We start from the raw sequence: 19,648 nt of genomic DNA, 5'->3' as shown, positions 1-19,648 counted from the left end.
CCGGAGTCGCCGAGTGGTTCAGTCGCTCCCCGCTGCGGTATCGCCGCCGATCTCGAGTCCCCGGGTCGGGTCGGCCCAGGTGCCACCCGAGAAGTCGATCGCGTCGTTCCAGTGGGCGACGACCGTGGTGACGGCGAGGTCGCCGGTGACGTTCGTCATCGTCCGGAGTCGGTCGAGGATCGGGTCGACGCCGGCGACGAAGCCGACCACCTCGAGGGGGAGCCCGAGCTGGGTCAGCACCAGCGTGAGCATGATCAGCCCCGTGCCGGGGACGCCGCCGGCACCGATGCTCGCGAGAACGGCGATGAGGACGACCGTCACCTGCTCGACGATGCTCAACTGGACGCCGACGAGGTTGGCCGCGAAGATCGCGACGACGCCCTGGTACATCGCCGTCCCGTCCATGTTGATCGTCGCGCCGAGCGGGAGCGAGAAGCCGTAGACGCTCTCGTCGATCCGCAGGTTGTCGTCGGCGTTGGCCATCGTCACCGGCAGCGTGCCGCTCGAGGAGCGGATCGAGAGGGCGGTCACGATCGCGTCCTTCGAACCGGTGAGGAACGCGACGGGGGACTGCCGGGTGAGCACGAAGACGAGCGCGCCGAGGTAGACCACCCCGATGTGGAGCAGGATCGCGGCGGTCAGCGCGCCGATCAGCATCGCGAAGGGAACGAGCGCGTCCGCGCCGGCCTCGCCGAAGACGGCGGCCATCAGCGCGAAGACGCCGATGACGCCGTACTCCATGACGCCCCAGACGATCGTGAACAGCGCCTCGGTACCGGCCTCGACGATGTCGAAGATCGACTCGACGCCGCGCTGAACGGCCTCGTCCTCGGCGGTTTCCTGTAGCATGAGGAGCGCGATTCCGAAGACGATCACGAAGAAGATCGTCGCGAGCACGTCGCCCTCGGCCATCGCGCCGATCGGGTTCTCCGGGACGATGCCGACCAGCACCTCGACGAAGTCGGGCGTTTCGGCCGGCTCGAACGCCACGTTCTCGGCCAGCGTCAGCCCCGTTCCGGGATTCACCAGGTTGGCTACTCCCAGCCCGATGAACACCGCGATCGCCGACATGACGGCGTACAGCCCCACCACTTGACCGCCGATCCTGCCCAGCGTCCCCGGAGAGATCCGTCTGATCCCCATCAACAGGGTGAAGATGACGATCGGGACGACGATCATACTCAGCAGCCGGACGAAGACGTCGCCCAGCGGTTGGAGGGTCGTCGCGGGCTCGCCGACCAGCAGGCCGACGATCGAGCCCAGCACGAACGCCGCGCCGATTCGGTAGACGATCGGGATCGAGCGGTACCGTTGCCAGAGCGATTTAGTAGTGGTAGTTGCCATTTGCCACACCGCTCTAGTCCTTCGGTACCGCAGTTCAAAAAACGAGAGATCGTCGTCGGAAACTGTATCGGCGACGCCCCACCGTCGGAGTCAGTCGCTCGAGCGGTCCCGCCGATCGCGCTCGAGGATGGTCCCGCCGGCACCGACGGCGACGTCGACGGAGACGGTCGCCAGCCCGCCGTCGACGTCGGCACTCGAGCGGGCGAGCGCGAGGTCGTGGAGCGACTGTTCGGTCGGGACCTCGAGTGCGGTCCAGCGGACGCTCGCGTCGCGTTCGTAGATCCGGCCCCCGGTCGCGACCGCGACGGCGTCCGTCCCGACCGAGCGGATCGCCTGCAGGGCACCCGCTCCGACGTGGAGCGGCGTCCAGTTCTCGCAGCGGGGGTCGTACCGGTAGGCGATGCCGTCGGCACCGGCGATGAACACGGAGTCGTCGCCGGCCCAGACGTCCTGGAAGTCGACCTGCGCGTTTCGGACGCCGATCCGCTCCCAGCCGTCGGCCGACTCGTCCGCCGTCGGCTCGGTGTCCGCCGGGTCGCCGTCCCTCGGATCGGCGGTACTCGAGTCCCCCGGTTCGGATTCGGGAGTCGTCGAATCGCCGTCCCCGGGTTCGCCGTCGGCCGACTGGTCGGTCGTCGGTTCGTCGTCGACCGCGGCCGACTCGGGGTCTCGGGCCTCGTAGTAGGCGCCGCCGCTGGTGTCGACGGCGTAGAACCCATCCGGGCCCGCCGTCAGGCCGGGGATCGTCGATCCGCCGCCGGGTTTGACCACGTCGCCCCAGACCGGACAGCCGTCCGCGACGAGACACTCGAGGACTTCGCCGGAGCCGTTCGCGACCCGAACCCGCTCGTCGCCGGTGGTCCCGGTGACGGCGATCGCCTCCCAGGTGCTCGTCTTCTCCATCGGCGCGGAGTAGTCGCTGAGGTGACCGTCGGCAACGTCGTAGAACCCGAGCGCCCCGCTGTCCCCGGCGAACCAGAGCCGGCAGCCGTCGTCGGTCGCGGCGACGGCTCGGAGGGTGTTGTCCGCGACGCCCGGACCGCGCTCGAGGAGCGTGCGCCACCCGTCGGGGGTCCGGTGGAGCAAGAGCCCGCCTTCGCCGCAGGCGTAGGGGCCGTCCTGGCCGTGGACGACGCCGTGGAGGGTCCGCGACGTGGGCGACTCGACCGCCTCCCAGCCGTCGATCCCAGCGCCGTCGTCGGTCACGGCCCCGTCGGCTGCCCGCCGTCTGCCGTCGCCGCTCCCCTCGGATTCGTCGTCAGCGTCCCCCGTCGCCGGGCCGACGCGCTGGAGCCAGTCGACCGCGTCCGTCACCGACTCGCCGACCCGGTCGATCATCGCACCACCTCGTGGGCCGCCGCGACGCGCGAGAGACCGACACTGTAGGCGGCTTCCCGCCAGCTCAGGTCGCACCGCTGCCGGCGGTCTCGCACGTCGTCGACCGCGTCGGTGAGCGCGTAGCCGAACTCGTTCGCCACGCGCGCTTCGCTCAGTCGGTCGCGACCGGCCGTCCGGACCCACTCGAGGCGGGCCGCGACCATCGTCCCGACCGTCGCCAGCACGTCGGGAACGACCGCGATACCGCGGTCCTCGAGGGCGCGCTGGCCGCCGGGGGTCACGCTTCCGGTGGCACCTTCGACGACGACGTCGGCACGGACCGTGTCCGCGTTCGCGGCGGTCACCGTGGTGGCGGGTGCCGCGAGAACCAGCACGTCGACGTTCCGCTCGAGGACGTCACGGGTGCCGACTATCGTCCCGTCGTCGTACTCGGCGAGCGTCGCCGGCCGCTGGAGATAGCTGGGAGCGAGGTCCGTATCCAGCCCGGTCTCGTCCGGTGCGGTCAGTCCCGCTCGGTCGCTGCACATCGCGACGACGGTGCCGCCCCGGAACTCGAGCAGGCGGGCGGCGGTCGCGCCGCGGTGGCCGGTGCCGTAGACGGCGATCGTCGCACCGGACAGCGGCCGGTCGTGGTCGGTCTCGAGGACGTCCTGGGTCACGCTGGCGACGCTCCGGCCGTCCGCCCGGGAGATCTCTCGGAACCCGCCGAGGGCCGGTGGTTTGCCGGCGACGGTCGCGTCGTGGGGGCCGTCGACGCGGTCGACGACGGCGTCGGCGAACTGCGCCATCGTGCGCTCGTCGGTCCCGATGTCCGGCACGAGGACGTCGCTGTGGGGGCCGACGCCGGCGACGGCGGCCGCGTACGATTTGGTGAGTCGGACACGCTCGTCCCGCGAGAGCGCCGTCGGATCGACCGCGACGCCGCCCGCTGCGCCGCCGAACGGAATTCCCGCGAGCGCGGCGCTGACGGTCGTCGCGGCCGCGAGTCCGGCGCAGTCGTCACCGGTCAGCGCGTCGGTGTACCGGTGCGGCCCGACGTACGGGCCGCGAACGCCATCGTGGCGGACCCGGTAGCCGTCGCAGACGCCGAGCGTGCCGTCGTCGCGTTCGAACTGCACCGAAATCCGCTGGCGGTGATCCGGATACATGAGTCGCTGCTCGATCCCGTCGGGAAGCGAGAGCCGCTGTGCGGCGGTCGCCGCGTACGTCCACGGGGCATCGAGATCGGGTGCTGTTCGACTACGTTCGTCGCTGGCGGAATCTGTGTGTATCGTCATTGTGGATCGATCGTTTCGTCGGGTCGACCGACGAGGGCGGTCGGGGTCGTCAGTCGACGTCGAACCGGCCGATTCAGTCGACGCGATCGGCGAGCGTGCGGCTCGGTCGGGAACCGGTATTCGCAGCGGCTGTGCGGCGCGAACGCGGTCGATCCGCGTTCATCGACGGTCGCAAAAGAGACAGCGTCGCTCCCACTCGTAGTGCTCCTCGAGGCGCTCGTTGGCGCGGGAACTCGGCCGGTACGCGTTGGTTCGGCCGTCGAGGGGGTGTTTCTCGACGTACCCCTCCTCGATGAGTTCGGCCAGGTTCTGGTAGAGCCGCCCCTGGGTAATCTCCTCGTCGTAGTAGCAGTCCAGCTTGTCTTTGATGACGAGGCCGTGGGGGTTGCGGTCCGCGAGCTTTCGGATGACGAACAGCTGATCGCGTTTGAACCCGGTCAGGTTCGTCAGCGGACGAGGATCCGAAACGTCGTGGCCATCCTGTTCGTCACTCTCAGGGGTCGATTCGTCATCGTCGTTGGTGTTCGTGGGTGTGTGATTGGACATCGGTTCAGCATCGGCGGCGAAGCCGCCGAAGCTACGTGCGGGGATCGAACCCGCAGCCGGCCGGATCCGGGCGTAGCGGGCGGCTTCAGGGACCGAACTCTTTCCGGTGTTCTCGGTAGAGAACGGCGATGAACGCCCCCAGCGGGAGCAGACCGAGAATTACGAGCAAGAGTCCGCTATAGATGGTGTTGGGCAGCTGCAATTGAACGACGAAATACGACAGGACGGCGATAGCGGCCGTAATCAACAGCGCAATACAGGAGCCAACGAGCCCGAAGCTCAGCTTCCGGAACCGCCACTTGAGGTTGTCCGATTGACGCAACTGCTTGACCAGAACGACGGTCGACGGAATCGTTATCGCGATCAGTTGGATCAGCATCAGCCCGACGTCGGTACTTGGCGTGGTTGACATTGTGGAAAGCTAGCGTGTTACGAAGGAGGTCGAACGGCACGCAACTGCAGTGGTCGTCTCTCGATACGACTGGGTCGGTCAGTCATCGGTGCGACTGGGATGGTCGTCTCTCGATTCTCTCGTTCGAATCAGCCGCCGATCCGGCTGATCGGTGGGTTGATCCCATCGCCGGCCGCGCGGGCGGTGAGCTCGGCCGTCTTCCGGGCCGGACTCTACCGCCATTCGCGCGTGTGCGACGGGCCGTCCTCGAGCGCCCACGGATCGTCGGGAGCGGGATCGCCGACCCACAGCGACCGACCGAGGTTCAGGAGGAAGACGAGTTGGCCGGCGGCGATGACGTACGCGCCGACGGTCGCGAGCTGGTGTAGCGGAGCGTATGCCGCGGGATACGTCGCGACGCGCCGCGGAAGCTGGGCGAGCCCGACGAGCAGCAACGCGCCGAAGGTCACCGCCACGCCGACGATCGTGAGCCAGCAGTGCAGGCGAGCGAGCCCGGGCTCGAGCCGTCGGCCGGTGAGCAGGGGGAACCAGTAGTAGGTGCCGGCGACGAGGGCGAGCCCGACGAAGCCGGCGAGCAGCAGGTGGAAGTGCGCGACGACGTAGTAGGTCCCGGTGTACCGGACGTTGATCGGGACGACGGCGAGGAAGACGCCGGTGACGCCGCCGACGAGGAAGAAGCCGACGGCGGCCAGCACCGCGAGCATGGGGGCGGTGTACCGGATCGAGCCGCCCCACAGTGTCACGAGCCACGTACAGAGCTTCGCCGAGCTCGGCAGGGCCACCGCCAGCGTCGTGATCATGAAGACGGTCCGAACGGACGGGCCGACACCGGTCACGAACATGTGGTGTGCCCAGACGGTGAACGAGACGACGCCGATCGCGAGCGTCGAGTACACCGACGACCGGCGGCCGAACAGCCGCCGCCCGGCGAACCGCGGGAGGACGTGGCCGACGATCCCCATCGGGGGTAACACCAGCACGTACACCAGCGGGTGCGCGAAGAACCAGAACAGGTGTTGCCAGAGCAGCGGTCCGCCACCGCCGACGAGGAACGCCGTGCCGAGCGTCCGGTCGGCGAGCAACAGTGCGACCGCGACGGCGAGTACCGGGAAGGCGACCAGCGACATCGCGCCCGCGGTCAGCACCGTCCAGGTGAACGTGTCGACGTCGAGCCACCGGATCTCGCGTCGCCGCCGGATCGTGACGACGAGGGTCCACGCCGTCGCCGCGGTTCCGACCGAGACGAGCAGGAGACCGACGAGGACGCTGTCGACGGCGGGGTTCTGCGACAGGACGCTCAACGGCGAGTACAGCGTCCAGCCGCTCGAGACCGGCTCGAGGCCGGCCACGCCGAGGATCCCGCCGACGGTGCCGGCCCGGATCGCGAGCGCCGCGGGCACCTGCAGCCAGAACGCCCAGACGCCGAGCCAAGGGTGTGCGATCCCGTCTGCCTCGATCGACGGGGGAACCGCGGCGTACGCGAACCCCCAGATCGCGGGCAACGCGAACAGGAACAGCATCGTCAGCCCGTGGGTCGTGAAGAAGGCGTTGTAGGTCTCGGCCGTCCAGCGGTCCAGGCTCGGCGTGACGAGCGCCGTTCGCAGGAACAGGGCGTCCAGCCCGCCCCACAGCCCCATCACCAGCGCGAACGCGAGGTGCCAGCGAGCGAGCCGCCGGTGATCGACCTGCGAGAGACCCGCGAGCGAGCCGCCAGCCCCCCCGAGCGCGCGCCGCGGCGTGGAAGACCGCGTCATTGCCGGTCCCAGGTGAACGCGCGACCCAGTTCGCGGACGCCGAGCAGGCCGAGCGTCGTCGCGGCGGTAACGGCCACGAGCGGATCGATCGCGTACAGGAGCCCGCCGAGCAGCGGCGCCGGAACGACGGCGATCCGGACCGCCGTCCGGATCTCGTCGGGGAGCGCGGGGCCGGGGACCGGCGCGGCTCGAGCGCTCGCGCCGACGGTCGGCCGGAGCGGCTCGATCGCGGTACGGAAGCCAAGCAGCGCGAACAGGGCGGCGACGACGCCCGCCCTGGCCGGGGCCGCGACGAGCGCCATCGGGACCAGCGAGAGCGCCGCGAGCCCGACGGCGAGCAGCGCCCGGCGATCGACGCGCGATGCGAGCACGGGGAACGAGACCGCGCCGGCGATCGCGCCGACGGCCTCGACGAGGACGAACAGGCCGAAGACCGCAGCCGGCGCGAGCGAGAGGCCGCCGACCGAGAGCGCGATCGGTCGGTACTCGACGACCAGGAGGATCAGGAACGGCGTGATCCCCGCGATCGCGACCCGGACGAGCGCGTCGCCGATGACCGCCCATCGCCGACGGTCGGGCAACTGCGAGACCGCGCGTCGGACGACCGTGAGCGACGGGTCCGGTTCGGGGACCGAGTCGTCCGCCGGTCCGTCGCGTCGCGGACGATCGCCGAGCAGGCGCGGTCGGTCGCGAACGGCTCCGAGCGCGACTGCACCGACGAGGGCGACCGCAGCGCCGGTCGCCGCCAGGAGCGCGAAGCCGGCACCGATACCGCCGACGCTGGCGACGGCCGCCGTCGCCAACACCGCCGCGGCGGCGACGCCGAGCGCACCGACGACGATCCGCGTTCGACGGTCGAGGCCGATCGTCCGCCGGGGCGACGAACTGTCGACATCGTCGTCCCCGACGGCGTCCGCGCTGGTGAGTCCGGTCGAGACCCGCGTATCGACGGGCCACAGGTCGCGTGCGGGGCCGGCGACGTGCCACGCCTGGAGGAGCACGACGCCGACGGTGAGCCAGCCGAGCGCTGATAGCGGGGTGCCCAGCAGCGTATCGAGCGTGGGTGCCCCCGCCCAGGCAAACAGGCCGATCGCCGCGAGCGCCGCGGACAGCACGGCGACCACGGTCGTTTCGAGACCGGTGGACGAGTCGTCGCCCGTCGCCTCGCTCGAGCGTTCGGACGCGGCGACGGCGACGCCGAGTCCGAGGGTTACCAGCGAGCCGACGACGACCGGCCCGTAGCCGAGCGCGGAGACGAACTCGGGCAGATATCGTTCGGCCAGGCGGATCGTTCCGTGGGTCGCCACGAGGGCGACGAGACAGACGAGCTGGACCGGATCGCTCCGTTCGGTGCCGGGTATCGGTTGTGGTGTCATAGCGTTCTGAAGTGGTGGAGTCGACGAGGTACTCGGCGGGTCGGATCGTTGGCGAGCGACCGTTACGGGTCGGAAATCGGTGACTGAGGCCAGCGCAGAACGCGCCAGCGCGTCCGCTGGTGACAGTGTGGACTCCGCGATCGGTCGACGTGGGATCGCGCCGCGCTCACTTCAGCCCGCGGTCCTCGAGCGCGTAGGCGAGCCGCTCGAGGGCCTTGTGGGCGTGATAGATGACGCCGGCGACGTGGGGCGCGAGTCGGTTGCCGATCCGGACGCGCTGGTGGGGCTCGAGGGCGACGTAGACCTGTACCGCGAGGATCGGGATGGCGACGACGTTGAAGAGCGTCGTGAACGTCCCGGAGATCGTGCCACCGGCCTCGCCGGCGGGCGGGATGAGACCGAGTCCGCCGAAGAGGAGTTCGACGACCGCGCCGGCGGTGATCGCCGCGACGAAGAACGCGACGGAGACGACGGCGGCCATGCGGGTCCCGTAGTACCGGCGGTAGGTGCGGACCAGCGGCAGGATCAGCAGGTCCGCGAAGATGAACGCGAGGACGCCGCCGAAGGAGACGCCGTTCTCCCAGAGGACGAGCGCGAAGGGGACGTTACCGACGGAACAGAGGAACGTCAACACCCCGACCACGGCACCGATGACGACGTTCGAGCCGAGCCGCGTGAGACTCCCCTCGGCACCGACACCGAAGAGGGCGGTCCACCACGACGTGGGGACGAGCGCGGCCAGCAGTCCCGCGATGAGAAACCCCAGGGCGATGTCTCGCCAGAGCATATCCCACTCGCGGACGGCGTTCGCGGTCGCCGATCGCCAGCGGTCGGCCGAGAGGAGTTCCGGACCGGCAGTGACCGCGTCCCGGTCGGTCGCCGGATCGTACGCGTTAGCGCAGCCGGAACAGCAGAAGTACTGTCGTTCGCCGTCGACCGTCCGTTCGATCGTGTCCGCGTCGGTCGGACTCGCGGCCATCCCGCAGGTGGCACACTCCGTGTCCTCGAGCCCCCGGGCGCGGGCCCGCGCTCGCTCGATCCAGGACTCGGGGACGAAGCGCCGGTAGAAGACCCCGAGGACGGCGACCGCGACGAGCCCGCCGACGATCTCCGCGGCGGCGAACTGCCAGCCGAGCAGGAGCGTCACGACGAGCGCGAGTTCGAGTACGAGATCCGTACTCGCGAACTGGAACGCACCCAGACTGGACGCGGCCGAGGCACCCTTCGTGAACAGTGATCGGGTCGTCGCCACCGCGGAGAACGAACAGCTCGAGGAGGACGCGCCGAACAGCGCTCCGTAGCCGATCTCCCGCCAGCCGTCGTCGCCGAGGTAGTCGGTCAGCCGGTCCTCGGAGACGAACTCCTGAACCGCGCCGGTGATCGTAAAGCCGAGCACGAGCGCCCACCAGGTCTCCCAGGCCATCTCGAACGCGATGATCGCTCCCTCGACGACGGCCAGCAAGAACGCGCCGAGCGCACCCGCGAGCCGCGCCGCGAGATCGAGTCCGCCGCCGTTCGGGGCGACGGGGGGGCCGGGTAGCAGTCCGAGCGTCAGGGCCGGGCGACCCCGTCCGTGCTCGATCATCGCGACCGCCAGCGAGGCGACGGGTCGTCCCTGTGCGAGCGCGAGGCTTGACGCGTCAGTGAGTGAGTGGAACGCTGAGAGCATGGTGGAGAGGCGGCGATCCGACGGGCCGAAGGAAGCGAGGAGTCCGACCGCAGCGATCGGTCGGAGAGCAGCGGCTGTGCTGTCGAGCCAGGAGATCATCCGCGCCGAGTGGCGCGTCGTCCGGGCTAGCCAACACCAATAACCAACAGTCCGGACCTCATAAAAATGGACGAAACCTAGAGGATCTATACCGAGCGCCGAACTGCGGTCGCGTCGTGTGCGGACCGGGGCTGACCGAATCGGTCGTCGTCAGCGGGCCAACAACCCGATCGCGCGGTGGCGATTGTAGAGGTAGGCAACGCAGACCGCCACGGTCGAGAGCAGAAACGCGAACACGGTGACGGCGATCGCGATTCCGAACCCGGCCGCCAGCCCGGAGAGCACGCCGAGAACCAGGGGCGCAGCGACCGCCGCACCCACGTAGATCTCTCGATCGGGCGTCCACGCCTCGGCTTCGTCCGTGGCGAACTCGACGTCGCGCCAGATCGACGGCAGCGTGAGCGCGCCGACAGCGGTGACGACGATCAGGAGCGCGACGCTCCCGAGACTCGAGGCCACGACCGAGCCGCCGCCGGTAAGGCGAGCGAGCGAGACGATGCCGAGCAGGCTCAGAATGGGATAGCCGATGAGGACGTACCAGTACCACGGTGCACGATCGGTCGGATCGACGGCTGCGAGCTCATCACGAGACATGACGCATCCGCGGTATGAACCGCCTACTGATAAGGTGTCTAGATACATAATATTATTTCACAAAATAATCGAAACATACGTCTAGAGCCTCCTATGGGTCCGTTTCTTTATTGTAGAGGTTCTCAATATTGTGTCAGCTTATGGCGCTGGCAGCGCTAGCCGGGATGCGCGGTCGAGCCCCGTTGTGGGTTCGATCACCCCCATCCACAGATGATTGGAAAACACGCATTCTGTCCGACCAGCGGTGCATCTCTCTCGCGAGAGGTTCACTACGACGAACGCGGCCGCCCGGAACGCGTTCCCCAGGCCGACGACCTCTCGCCGAACGCGGCGCTCGACGGTCCGCTCACCACGGGGAAGCGTCGGTCTTCGAGGCGTGCCCTTGCGACCTACTTCCGGCGGTGTCACCGCCGGCACGCCGATCCGAACGACGGCCTCTACTGTCGCGCCGCACTCTCGCTCACCCGCCTCAAACGAGCGGCGACGGGCCGTCAGGAACGCGACGTCATCGTCTGGTACGCTCTCGGCGAACGACTCGCCCGTGACGGGTTCGACGTCGAGTGGATGCGAGCCCACGCGGAGCCGCGGTGTCCCGACTGCGGCGGCCGGTTGACGTACGTCTCAGCGGCCGACGGACCCGTCGGCCGCTGTGGAAACTCGTGTCGCAGCGGCCGAGACGATCGGCTCGAGACGATTCGGGAGACCGTTTGTTCGCTGTTCGCTCGAACGTTCCCCGACGATCCGGACCCAGCTACCGATGCGCTCACGCTACTGTGACGGACCGCGACGGATACGGACGGTCCACCTCCCTCACGGAAACGTCGAACATGCGCCTGTTGACGGTGCTCGCGTCCTCACAGTCGAGCGTCGACGAGGTTACGGCGGTCATCGAGCGCCACGACCTCGAGTACAGCCTCACCGACCACACGGACGGCGAGTGTCGGACGATCACCGTCCCTGCGCCCGCACACGCGGTCGAACCGCTCGAAGACGATCTGGCGACGGTCGCTGGCGACGTCACCGTCGTCGTCGAAGAGCCGATGGCGATCGTCGGCAGCGACTGGGACGACTCCGCCCGGCGACGAGAGTGGCTCTCGTTCAAGCGCATCTCGCGGAGCGAGCTCCGATCGAAGGCCCAGTCGCAGTTACCCTCGCTCGTCATCTTCGCCGCGATGACCGCGATCAGCGGCATCGTCGCCACCACCGGCGTCCTGCTCGATTCGCTCGCGGTCCTGGTCGGCGCGATGGTGATCGCACCCCTGCTGGGGCCGGCGATGGCCTCGAGCGCCGCGACGGTGCTCGACGAGCGCCGGCTGTTCGTCCGCGGCGTCAAACTCCAGCTCGTCGGGATCGGCGTCGCGATGGCGAGCGCCCTCGCGTTCGCGGCGTTCGCGCAGACCTCGACGGTCATCACGGCCGCCGTCGATCTCGAGGCGAGCCTCGGGCTCGGCAGCCACGGCTTGCCGCCGTCGCTGCTCGTGACCGTCGCGGTCTGCTCGGGGATCGCCGCGGGACTCGGCATGGCGACGACCGGCATCACGGACCTCATCGGGGTGATGATCGCGGCCGCGATCATGCCGCCGATCGGCGTCGTCGGCGTCGGCGTCGCCTGGGCCGAACCCGCGGCCGTCCTCGGCTCGCTCGTCGTCGTCGCGGTCAACGTGATCGCGATCAACGTCGGCGCGATCGCGACCCTGTGGACCGTCGGCTTCCACCCCACGGATCGGTCGCGAATCCGCACGACCAGGGGGGCCATCCTCCGACGAGTCATTCTGCTGACGGCGCTGCTACTGGTCGCGATCCGACTCCTCGAGGTGGTCTCCGATGGCCTCTGAACCGCTCCGCTACCGACGTCCTCCGTTCCCATGACTGACGACCCACCACGCTCCGATTCCGACCCCGATCTCGAATCGCCCCCGTCCGTCGCGGCAGGCCGTTCCCCGGACGCCGAGACGGCCGGCGAGCCCGATCGCTCGGGCCACGGCCCCGACGAGCGAGCCGACCGCGATCGCGACGGCCGCGAGGACGAGGAGTCGTCCTCGTTCGGTCTCTCGCTCGTCGGGTACGTGCTGCGACTGACGGTCGCCACGCTGGTGGTCGGCGCTCGCCTCCTCTCGACCGGCGGCCGAATCGGCCTCCGGTATCTCACCGACACGCCGTCGCGTCGACGGGCCAGCCGGTGGCTCCTGCTCGAGGGGGATCGGCGGGCGATCGTCGGCGGATTCGTCGCCGGCGTCTTCGCGATCGCGCTCGTCCTCGGCGTCAGCGACGTCATCGGCGTCCGGGAGAGCCGATTCGTCACGACGATGTTCAGTACGATGATCGCGGGGCTGTTCTCGTTCATCCCGATCGTCGTCGCGGTCAACCAGTTGATCATCTCGCGGCTGTTCGGGACGCCCGATCGGCTCACCGAGCGCATCGACGGCGTCCAGGAGTTTCGCAGCCGCGTCGAGGCACAGACCGAGGGCGACGGCGTCAGCCCCACCGGTCCCGCGCCCTTCCTGGCACGGCTGGCCGGGACGCTCGGCAGCCGGGCCGACGAACTCGCGACCGAATGCGGCGACGCGGACGAGCCCGTTGACGGTGGTCGCGAGCGCAGCCGCGTGGCCGACGACCGGCCAGACGGCACCCCGATCTCCGCCCTCGAGTCGATCTGTCGCTTCGCGGCGCGAACCCGCGAGCACACTCGCGACCTCTCCGCGCAACTCACCGGCGGGACCGAGTCCGTGTTCGCCGTCGTCCTCCCGACGATCGACCACGACTACGCCGGTGCCGCCAACGAAGCGCGCCGTCTCGAGCGCCGGTTCGACGAGGAACTGTCGGAGCGAGCGACGTCGCTGCTCTCGGAGATCCAGGACCTGTTCGTCACGGCCGACGCGACGCGACAGTACTTCACCACGATCTACCTCCAGCGCGAACTCTCGCGGCTGTCGCGGCTGATCACCTACAGCGGCACCGGCGCGATACTGCTCTCGTCGCTGGTCATCATGATCTACGCGAGCGGCTACCCGCCGGTCGCCTTCGAGGGGTGGCTGCTCGTGCTGGTCAGTCTCGCGCTCGCGGTCGCGTTCAGCCCGCTCGCGGTGCTGTTCGCCTACGTCGTCCGCATTTCGGCGGTCCTCATGCGGACCTCCGCACCGGGCGCGTTCACGCCGCCGGGCGAGTTCCACGAGTCCCACGACGCCGAGGCGACTCGAGGGGTCGGGAGCGACGAGACGACTCGGGCGGACGACCGCGCGCAGTCGGTCGAGGACGCCCCGTGACCGATCGCTACCGATCGTCCAGACGGGCCGTCCTCGCGTCGGTCGGCGGCGCGGTCGGCTCGCTCGCGCTGGCCGGCTGCGCCGGCCGCGACAGCGAGTGGGTCGCCGCCGACGTCCCGACCGACGCGACGCTGTACGACGTCGTTCCGACGGCCGACGGGGCCTACGCCGTCGGCGAGGGCGGTGTCGTCCTCGCGCGCGAGGGCGACGAGTGGGTCGTCCGCCTCGAGAACGGGCTCTCGGCGGCGGGGGACGGTCTGCGCTCCGCGGCGGTCACGAGCAACGGGCGGGCGCTGTGGGTCGCCGGCGACAGCGGCGCGCTCGGGCTCTACGACGTCGTCGCCGACCGCGTCGTCGACTTCTCGGCACCGAAGGAGAAGACGACCTCCTGGACGGCGATCGCGGCCGCTGGACTGGCCGGCGACGAGCGACTGACGGCGATCAACAGCTCCGGCGAACTCCTCCGGGGCCGGCGCGACGGCCCGACCGTCGAGTGGAGCGACGTGATCGAGCCCGGCTCCGGCTCGAGCGTGACCGGGATCGACCTCACGCCGCTCGCGTACGGCTACGTCGTCGACACCGACGGCGGGGTCTTCGAGTCCCGCGACGGCGGCGTCTCGTGGAGCCGCATCGGGATCGCGGGCGCTGGCGTGAACTTCGCCGCGGTCGCGGCGACCGACAGCGGCCACGTCTCGGTCGCGGGCGGCAACGGCGTCGTCTACACGTACAACGGCGTCGACTGGTCCCGAACGACGCTGGGCGAACAGCCGATCGCGGCGCTCGAGAGAAGCCGCGACACCGCGCTGGCCGTCTCGGCGGCGGGAGCGATCTACGAGCGGGACTTCGACGGCTGGTCCGAACTCGTCGACCTCCGTCCGGGGAACGAACTGCGCGCGGTCGCGCTCGGGACCGCCCGATCGCCGCAACTGGTCGTCGGCGACTCCGGGACGGTGTTCGAACGGCGGTACTGAGGGCCCGGGAAAGCGTCTCGACTCGGCGTGGGGGCTGCGGTGGCGCGCACTGTCGGCCACCCTCGCTCACGCCCGCTCGGCTGACGATGCTGCGTGCGGAGAACTCGTTGCATTCGTCCCCGTTCCCCTCTCGCCCCCTCCTCGTTTTCTAGACCGTCTTGCAGGGGAACGCCCATCCGGTATCGGCTCGAGTTCGGAGCCTCCTCGAGAACGGACCGCTCACCGAATCTCCCGAACAGTGATCCTCCGAGTACGGTCGATGGTCACGAGAAACCGGTCGTGAGTGAACGTGAGTCGCGGATATTCCGTCCGATCGTCGTCGGAGTAGAGTGCGTTTACGGCTTCGGGATCGATGCTGTCGAACAATGGCGGAAGCGTGGCAGAATCAGTCGGTGTGGCGTCTTTGAGTACCCGAACGATCGCCGTAACCGGCGTTCCATCGGTTTCCGGTTCGTAGACTGCTTGCCGTGACGGCATGGTTATGTCCCTCTCCCAGACGACAGTAGCGGAGCGTGATTGTGCGCCTTCGATCGGTGCCATCTCCTGCTTCGGTCTCCAGTGAGTTCCGAACTGATCGCGTCCGTTCTCATCGTCATAGTGGTGTTGGGTGCTTGAGATGTTCTTCTTCCTCTCGGTACAAATAGATTGCTTTTACCATGTTCGTTGTAGATAGCATTGTTCGATGCAGAATGCTCGTATATCTGTTTGGCTCAACCATGTACTCTCAAGCGAGTATGGCTGGAGACGAGCGCAGTGGTCCGTTCGAAGAGCAGTACTCGGACGACGATCTGCTCGAGTTCGTGGCTGCGAACGAGGTCGTGACAACCAGAGAGGTCGCCGAACACTTCGACTATCACTTACAGACCGCACGGAGACGGCTCAAGTCGATCGAGGAGGACGGGAGAGTGAACAAGAAAGACGTCGGAAAACGGTTCGTGTGGTGGCTACCGCAGGGGTGACTGGCGCGGATCGGCAGCGACCGAGTCCGTCCCGTTACGCTTTACCCCCACCAGCCCGAATCGAGGCCCAATGACTGCCCAGACCGTCCAGCAGGGCGACCTCGTGACCGTCATCGGGCTCGAGGTGCACGTCCAGCTGGAGACCGACACGAAGATCTTCTGTGGCTGTTCGACCGAACAGACCGACGAGCCCAACGAGAACGTCTGCCCGGTCTGTCTCGGGCTCCCGGGTGCGCTCCCGGTGCTCAACGAGGGTGCCGTCGAGGCCGCCGTCAAGATCGGCAAGGCCATCGACGCCGACATCCCCGAAGAGACCCGCTTCCACCGGAAGAACTACTACTACCCCGACCTGCCCAAGAACTTCCAGATCACCCAGTACGACGAGCCGATCTGTCAGGACGGCGCACTCGAGGTCGCCGTCGAGGGCCAGCGCCGCACCGTCGCGATCGAGCGCGCCCACCTGGAGGAGGACCCGGGCAGCCTCCAGCACGTCGGCGGCGGTGGCGGCATCGATTCGGCCGAGTACACCCTCGTCGACTACAACCGCGCGGGGACGCCGCTGATGGAGATCGTCACGGCCCCCGACTTCCGCAGTCCGAGCGAAGTGCGGGCGTTCCTCGCCGAACTCGAGGAAGTCCTCGAGTACCTGGGCGTCTTCGACGCCGAGCGCGACGGGAGCCTGCGAATCGACGCCAACCTCTCGATCATCCCCGACGACGAGATCGACGGCGACGGGACCGACGAGATCGGAATCGAGGCGCTCGAGGCCGCGAATCGAACGGAGGTCAAGAACATCTCGAGTCACAAGGGCGCGGAGAAGGCGCTGGCCTACGAGGAGACCCGTCAGAAGAACGCGATCCAGCGCGGGCGTGCGGTCGAACAGGAGACTCGCCACTGGGACGAGAGTCGGGGAATCACGGTCTCCATGCGTTCGAAGGAGGAAGAAAAGGACTACCGCTACTTCGAGGAGGCCGACCTGCCGCCGCTGCGCGTCTCGGACTGGAAAGACGAGATCACCATTCCGGAACTCCCCTCGGCGCGCCGCGAGCGGTTCCAGGCGGAGTACGGCCTGAGCGAGGAGGCCGCCTCGAAGCTCACCTCGACCAAGCAGGTCGCGGACTTCTACGAGGACGTCGCGGGCGAGTTCGACCCCGACCTCGCGGCGACGTGGGTCGCGGACAACCTGCTCGGCGAACTCAACTACCGCGACATCGAGATCACCGAGATCGAGAGCCGCCTCGCGGAGGTGACGCGACTCGTCGAACTCGTCGCCGAGGACGAGATTACGGCGAAAAACGCCCGCGAGACGGTGTTGCGGTCGATGCTCGACGACGGCCGGACGCCCGACGAGGTCGTCGCCGAGGAGGGCCTCGGCAAGACGGGCGAGGACGAAGTCCAGCAGGCCGTCGTCGAAGCGATCGACGAGAATCCCGACGCCGTCGACGACTACGAGAGCGGCGACGACGGCGCGATCAACTTCCTCGTGGGCCAGGTCATGCAGAAGACCGGCGGAAGCGCCGATCCGGGCGACGTAAACCAGCTGCTGCGGAGCGAACTCGAGGGGTAGCGACCGACCGCTCGCTTCGATCGCGGTCGGCTTTTTGGACCAGCGTTTTCGAGGCGCGGTTGCGAGCTTCGCGAGCAACCCGACGAGACGACGGTGGCAGAACTGACCGGCGGGAGCACGGATCCGGGTGACGTGACCCGGCTGCTGCGGAGCGAACTCGAGGGGGAGCAACCGACCGCAAATCGGGCGTGAGAACGCGTTACAGCCGGGATCGGAGAGTGAGGGCGAGCGGTCCGTTTGCCGGCGTCGCGAGAGATGAACACTTTTTGTTGCTGAACGGATCGGTCTACAGTATGGTCTCCGATACTAACCAGTCCCCGAACAGGACAGTCGACCGGCCGGCTGCTGACGAGAGCGGCTCCAGTACTGTGATCAACGCAGCGATCGGTGCGGCCGTCGGCATTGTCCTCTTGTTCGTCCCGTTTTCCACGCTGCTCGGCGGGGCGATCGCCGGTTACCTCGAGGGCGGTGAGCCGGGCGACGGGTTGCGGGTCGGTGCCATCGCCGGTGCCTTCATGCTCGTTCCGATGATGCTCGTGGGACTGTTCTTCATGCTGTTCTTCATCGGTTTCGGGGCCGGGGCACCTCTCATGCTCGGCGTGATGGCTACCGGCATGTTGCTGTTCGGCGCGCTGTACATCGTCGGATTGAGCGCCGCCGGTGGGTACCTCGGTATCTACCTCGAAGACGAACTGTAGCCGGCGAATTCCCCGGTCGGAACGGACGTGGAACGGGTTCGCCAGTACGGACGGTTCGGCGGATTACCGGTCCGCCACGAAGCGTCGGATGTCGTCCGCAACCGCACCGTCCTGTTCGTCGGAAACTCCCGTGAACCACCCGAGTTTTGGGTCATCGTTCGTTCTACGCCGCTCCTCGAGGTCGATAGTCCCGTCTACCGCGCCACGAAACACCACGTTGTACATCGTAACGGACTGGCGATCGTCGCTCGAGAGGTGGAGGTCGAGACGACGAACGCGTTCCACCTGATCGAGGACGACCTCGATACCGAGTAGTTCCGTTGCCTCCTGACGGACGACGGTCGTCCAGTCCGCCCCGGGCTCAGCCGGGAAGGCGAGGAGGGTCCACCCGTGGGAGCCATCGTTTTGCAACAGTACTGCGCCCTCGTCGTTGGTAATTCCGACCACGGCATGACTGTCCACGTCCTCGGCGATCGACTCGAACGCCGTTCGATCGACGGATCGCGTTTCCTCGTGGAACGGAATGCTCTCACGGTCGCGCAGGGATTCGGGGTGAGAAAAGGAGTCCATCTCTGCAGGACACACACGGAACGTCATAAATTTCGACCGAAACAGACGATGACGAACGCACGGACTGTGACTCGGCCGAGTACGTCGCGTCCCCGTCGCAGGAACCGACTCTCGAGGCGGGATCGTCCCGATCAGTTCGGGCCCCGACGGCGTCGGGCGTCCCGTTCCGCTATCGCGCGAATTATTACCGGGTAGCATGTCGGTAGGGGACATGGACCGTATTTCGCTCGGGAACGACGAATTCGAGGGCCGAAACAACGCCTACGTCCTCGCCGACGACGATACCGGCGAGCTCGCGCTCGTCGATACGGGGATCGCCACCGACGACATCCGGCGCGACCTCCGCGAGGGCCTCGCCGAGCGCGGCTACGAGCTGTCCGACGTCGACGACATCGTGCTCACTCACTTCCACGTCGATCACGCCGGCCTCGCCGGCGAGATCCAGGCTGCGAGCGGCGCGACGGTCTCCGTCCACGCGGCCGACGCCCCGTTGGTCGCTCAGGACCCGGACGCGGTCGCCGCCGTCGAGGAGCGCCGCCGGGAACTCCTCGCGGAGTGGGGCGTCCCCGAAGACGCGCGGAACGAGTTCTTTGCCTTCTTCGAGTCGGTGGAGATCGAGGGCCGGCCGGCCGAGCCGACGCCGATCGAAGACGGGGACGTACTCGAGGTTGGCGGTCGAACCCTCGAGACGGTTCACGCGCCGGGTCACGCGGCGGGACTGTGTTGTTTCGAGACGGCCGACGGCGACGAGGCGTTCGTCGGCGACGCCGTCCTGCCGGTGTACACACCAAATGTCGGCGGCGCTGATTTCCGGGTCGACCGTCCCCTCGAGAAGTACGTCGCCACCTTGGAACGGCTCATCGATCGCGACTACGACCGGGTCTGGCCCGGTCACCGCGATCCCATCGAAGAGCCGACCGAGCGCGCCGAGACGATCCTCGAGCACCATCGCGAGCGGACGGCGACGATCCTCGACTTCCTGACCGACCACGGATCGGCCGACGCCTGGACGGTTAGCAACTACCTGTTCGGCGACCTCGAGGGGATCCACATCGTCCACGGTCCCGGCGAGGCGTTCGCTCATCTCGATCACCTCCGCCACGAGGGGGTCGTGGCGTACGAAAACGGCGAGTACTGCCCGGTAACCGATCCGATCTCGGCGACGGAACTCGTCTGAGCGGTCGATCGCGGCGTGGCTGTGACTCGCGAAC

At 68.2% G+C, this 19,648-nt stretch carries 19 protein-coding genes; 8 read left to right on the top strand and 11 right to left on the bottom strand.

The genetic code is table 11. The features are described 5' to 3' along the window. Positions 1–18 precede the first annotated feature (18 nt). The 9 genes from BMX07_RS20345 to BMX07_RS20305 form a co-directional block, all read right to left on the bottom strand. Positions 19–1,344 carry a dicarboxylate/amino acid:cation symporter gene (locus tag BMX07_RS20345; protein WP_090621609.1) on the bottom strand — a complete coding sequence of 442 codons (1,326 nt, stop codon included), beginning with the start codon at positions 1,342–1,344 and terminating at the stop codon, positions 19–21. A gap of 90 nt (positions 1,345–1,434) precedes the next feature. After that, complete coding sequence (locus tag BMX07_RS20340; protein WP_090621606.1) at positions 1,435–2,682, bottom strand: hypothetical protein; 1,248 nt, start codon at positions 2,680–2,682, stop codon at positions 1,435–1,437. Next, on the bottom strand, positions 2,679–3,959 hold the full coding sequence (locus tag BMX07_RS20335) for a Glu/Leu/Phe/Val family dehydrogenase (protein WP_090621605.1): 1,281 nt from the start codon (positions 3,957–3,959) through the stop codon (positions 2,679–2,681). Before BMX07_RS20335 ends, BMX07_RS20340 begins: the two co-directional genes overlap by 4 nt. A 159-nt stretch (positions 3,960–4,118) precedes the next feature. After that, positions 4,119–4,505 (bottom strand): helix-turn-helix transcriptional regulator, encoded by a 387-nt coding sequence (locus BMX07_RS20330; RefSeq protein WP_090621602.1) that lies wholly within the window; start codon positions 4,503–4,505, stop codon positions 4,119–4,121. Between the two features lie 85 nt (positions 4,506–4,590). Then, the gene (locus BMX07_RS20325) at positions 4,591–4,917 is read right to left on the bottom strand and encodes a hypothetical protein (RefSeq protein ID WP_090621599.1); all 327 of its coding nucleotides are present in this window, start codon (positions 4,915–4,917) and stop codon (positions 4,591–4,593) included. Between the two features lie 212 nt (positions 4,918–5,129). Next, on the bottom strand, positions 5,130–6,671 hold the full coding sequence (locus tag BMX07_RS20320) for a cytochrome c oxidase subunit I (protein ID WP_090621596.1): 1,542 nt from the start codon (positions 6,669–6,671) through the stop codon (positions 5,130–5,132). Then, on the bottom strand, positions 6,668–8,047 hold the full coding sequence (locus BMX07_RS20315) for a transporter (protein WP_090621594.1): 1,380 nt from the start codon (positions 8,045–8,047) through the stop codon (positions 6,668–6,670). Before BMX07_RS20315 ends, BMX07_RS20320 begins: the two co-directional genes overlap by 4 nt. Before the next feature lie 166 nt (positions 8,048–8,213). Next, the gene (locus BMX07_RS20310; RefSeq protein ID WP_090622127.1) at positions 8,214–9,716 is read right to left on the bottom strand and encodes a permease; all 1,503 of its coding nucleotides are present in this window, start codon (positions 9,714–9,716) and stop codon (positions 8,214–8,216) included. A 249-nt stretch (positions 9,717–9,965) separates the two neighbouring features. Then, positions 9,966–10,409: a hypothetical protein gene (locus BMX07_RS20305; RefSeq protein ID WP_090621592.1), complete on the bottom strand. Its 444-nt coding sequence runs from the start codon at positions 10,407–10,409 to the stop codon at positions 9,966–9,968. 210 nt (positions 10,410–10,619) lie between these two features. Between BMX07_RS20305 and BMX07_RS20300 the strand changes: the two genes are divergently transcribed. From BMX07_RS20300 to BMX07_RS20285, 4 genes are read left to right on the top strand one after another with little or no spacing between them, the layout of a single operon-like run. Further along, positions 10,620–11,186, top strand: coding sequence for a hypothetical protein (locus BMX07_RS20300; protein WP_090621590.1), 567 nt, complete (start codon positions 10,620–10,622; stop codon positions 11,184–11,186). Between the two features lie 50 nt (positions 11,187–11,236). Further along, complete coding sequence (locus BMX07_RS20295; protein ID WP_090622124.1) at positions 11,237–12,244, top strand: TIGR00341 family protein; 1,008 nt, start codon at positions 11,237–11,239, stop codon at positions 12,242–12,244. 30 nt (positions 12,245–12,274) lie between these two features. Beyond that, entirely contained in the window at positions 12,275–13,672 is a 1,398-nt protein-coding gene (locus tag BMX07_RS20290) for a DUF7972 family membrane protein (RefSeq protein WP_245742179.1), read from the top strand. Beyond that, positions 13,669–14,643, top strand: a complete 975-nt coding sequence (locus BMX07_RS20285) for a WD40/YVTN/BNR-like repeat-containing protein (RefSeq protein WP_090621587.1) — start codon at positions 13,669–13,671, stop codon at positions 14,641–14,643. Before BMX07_RS20290 ends, BMX07_RS20285 begins: the two co-directional genes overlap by 4 nt. Positions 14,644–14,862: 219 nt before the next feature. Here the strand turns inward: BMX07_RS20285 and BMX07_RS25730 are convergent, their stop codons facing one another. Continuing rightward, positions 14,863–15,120 (bottom strand): HalOD1 output domain-containing protein, encoded by a 258-nt coding sequence (locus tag BMX07_RS25730; RefSeq protein WP_175480227.1) that lies wholly within the window; start codon positions 15,118–15,120, stop codon positions 14,863–14,865. 257 nt (positions 15,121–15,377) lie between these two features. Here BMX07_RS25730 and BMX07_RS20280 point away from each other — a divergent pair, with 257 nt between their 5' ends. The 3 genes from BMX07_RS20280 to BMX07_RS20270 all read left to right on the top strand — a co-directional run bounded on the left by BMX07_RS20280 (position 15,378) and on the right by BMX07_RS20270 (position 17,867). Continuing rightward, positions 15,378–15,602 carry a DeoR family transcriptional regulator gene (locus tag BMX07_RS20280; RefSeq protein WP_090622121.1) on the top strand — a complete coding sequence of 75 codons (225 nt, stop codon included), beginning with the start codon at positions 15,378–15,380 and terminating at the stop codon, positions 15,600–15,602. Between the two features lie 70 nt (positions 15,603–15,672). Then, entirely contained in the window at positions 15,673–17,169 is a 1,497-nt protein-coding gene (gene gatB, locus BMX07_RS20275) for an Asp-tRNA(Asn)/Glu-tRNA(Gln) amidotransferase subunit GatB (RefSeq protein WP_090621584.1), read from the top strand. A 293-nt stretch (positions 17,170–17,462) separates the two neighbouring features. Next, on the top strand, positions 17,463–17,867 hold the full coding sequence (locus BMX07_RS20270) for a DUF5518 domain-containing protein (protein WP_090621582.1): 405 nt from the start codon (positions 17,463–17,465) through the stop codon (positions 17,865–17,867). Positions 17,868–17,930: 63 nt separating this feature from the next. Here the strand turns inward: BMX07_RS20270 and BMX07_RS20265 are convergent, their stop codons facing one another. Beyond that, positions 17,931–18,437: an NUDIX domain-containing protein gene (locus BMX07_RS20265; RefSeq protein WP_090621580.1), complete on the bottom strand. Its 507-nt coding sequence runs from the start codon at positions 18,435–18,437 to the stop codon at positions 17,931–17,933. A gap of 211 nt (positions 18,438–18,648) precedes the next feature. Here BMX07_RS20265 and BMX07_RS20260 point away from each other — a divergent pair, with 211 nt between their 5' ends. Next, positions 18,649–19,614: an MBL fold metallo-hydrolase gene (locus BMX07_RS20260; RefSeq protein ID WP_090621578.1), complete on the top strand. Its 966-nt coding sequence runs from the start codon at positions 18,649–18,651 to the stop codon at positions 19,612–19,614. Positions 19,615–19,648 lie beyond the last annotated feature (34 nt).

The organism is Natrinema salaciae, assembly GCF_900110865.1.
Taxonomy (GTDB): Archaea; Halobacteriota; Halobacteria; order Halobacteriales; family Natrialbaceae; genus Natrinema; species Natrinema salaciae.
The sequence above is the reverse complement of the archived record's forward strand: the minus strand, read 5'-3'. Positions and strand labels throughout refer to the sequence as shown.

Excerpts from the sequence above, each read along its gene's own strand:
- BMX07_RS20345 (WP_090621609.1), bottom strand. The coding sequence starts at position 1,344 with ATGGCAACTACCACTACTAAATCGCTCTGGCAACGGTACCGCTCGATC.
- BMX07_RS20340 (WP_090621606.1), bottom strand. The coding sequence starts at position 2,682 with ATGATCGACCGGGTCGGCGAGTCGGTGACGGACGCGGTCGACTGGCTC.
- BMX07_RS20335 (WP_090621605.1), bottom strand. The coding sequence starts at position 3,959 with ATGACGATACACACAGATTCCGCCAGCGACGAACGTAGTCGAACAGCA.
- BMX07_RS20330 (WP_090621602.1), bottom strand. The coding sequence starts at position 4,505 with ATGTCCAATCACACACCCACGAACACCAACGACGATGACGAATCGACC.
- BMX07_RS20325 (WP_090621599.1), bottom strand. The coding sequence starts at position 4,917 with ATGTCAACCACGCCAAGTACCGACGTCGGGCTGATGCTGATCCAACTG.
- BMX07_RS20320 (WP_090621596.1), bottom strand. The coding sequence starts at position 6,671 with ATGACGCGGTCTTCCACGCCGCGGCGCGCGCTCGGGGGGGCTGGCGGC.
- BMX07_RS20315 (WP_090621594.1), bottom strand. The coding sequence starts at position 8,047 with ATGACACCACAACCGATACCCGGCACCGAACGGAGCGATCCGGTCCAG.
- BMX07_RS20310 (WP_090622127.1), bottom strand. The coding sequence starts at position 9,716 with ATGCTCTCAGCGTTCCACTCACTCACTGACGCGTCAAGCCTCGCGCTC.
- BMX07_RS20305 (WP_090621592.1), bottom strand. The coding sequence starts at position 10,409 with ATGTCTCGTGATGAGCTCGCAGCCGTCGATCCGACCGATCGTGCACCG.
- BMX07_RS20300 (WP_090621590.1), top strand. The coding sequence starts at position 10,620 with ATGATTGGAAAACACGCATTCTGTCCGACCAGCGGTGCATCTCTCTCG.
- BMX07_RS20295 (WP_090622124.1), top strand. The coding sequence starts at position 11,237 with ATGCGCCTGTTGACGGTGCTCGCGTCCTCACAGTCGAGCGTCGACGAG.
- BMX07_RS20290 (WP_245742179.1), top strand. The coding sequence starts at position 12,275 with ATGACTGACGACCCACCACGCTCCGATTCCGACCCCGATCTCGAATCG.
- BMX07_RS25730 (WP_175480227.1), bottom strand. The coding sequence starts at position 15,120 with ATGCCGTCACGGCAAGCAGTCTACGAACCGGAAACCGATGGAACGCCG.
- BMX07_RS20280 (WP_090622121.1), top strand. The coding sequence starts at position 15,378 with ATGGCTGGAGACGAGCGCAGTGGTCCGTTCGAAGAGCAGTACTCGGAC.
- gatB (WP_090621584.1), top strand. The coding sequence starts at position 15,673 with ATGACTGCCCAGACCGTCCAGCAGGGCGACCTCGTGACCGTCATCGGG.
- BMX07_RS20270 (WP_090621582.1), top strand. The coding sequence starts at position 17,463 with ATGGTCTCCGATACTAACCAGTCCCCGAACAGGACAGTCGACCGGCCG.
- BMX07_RS20265 (WP_090621580.1), bottom strand. The coding sequence starts at position 18,437 with ATGGACTCCTTTTCTCACCCCGAATCCCTGCGCGACCGTGAGAGCATT.
- BMX07_RS20260 (WP_090621578.1), top strand. The coding sequence starts at position 18,649 with ATGGACCGTATTTCGCTCGGGAACGACGAATTCGAGGGCCGAAACAAC.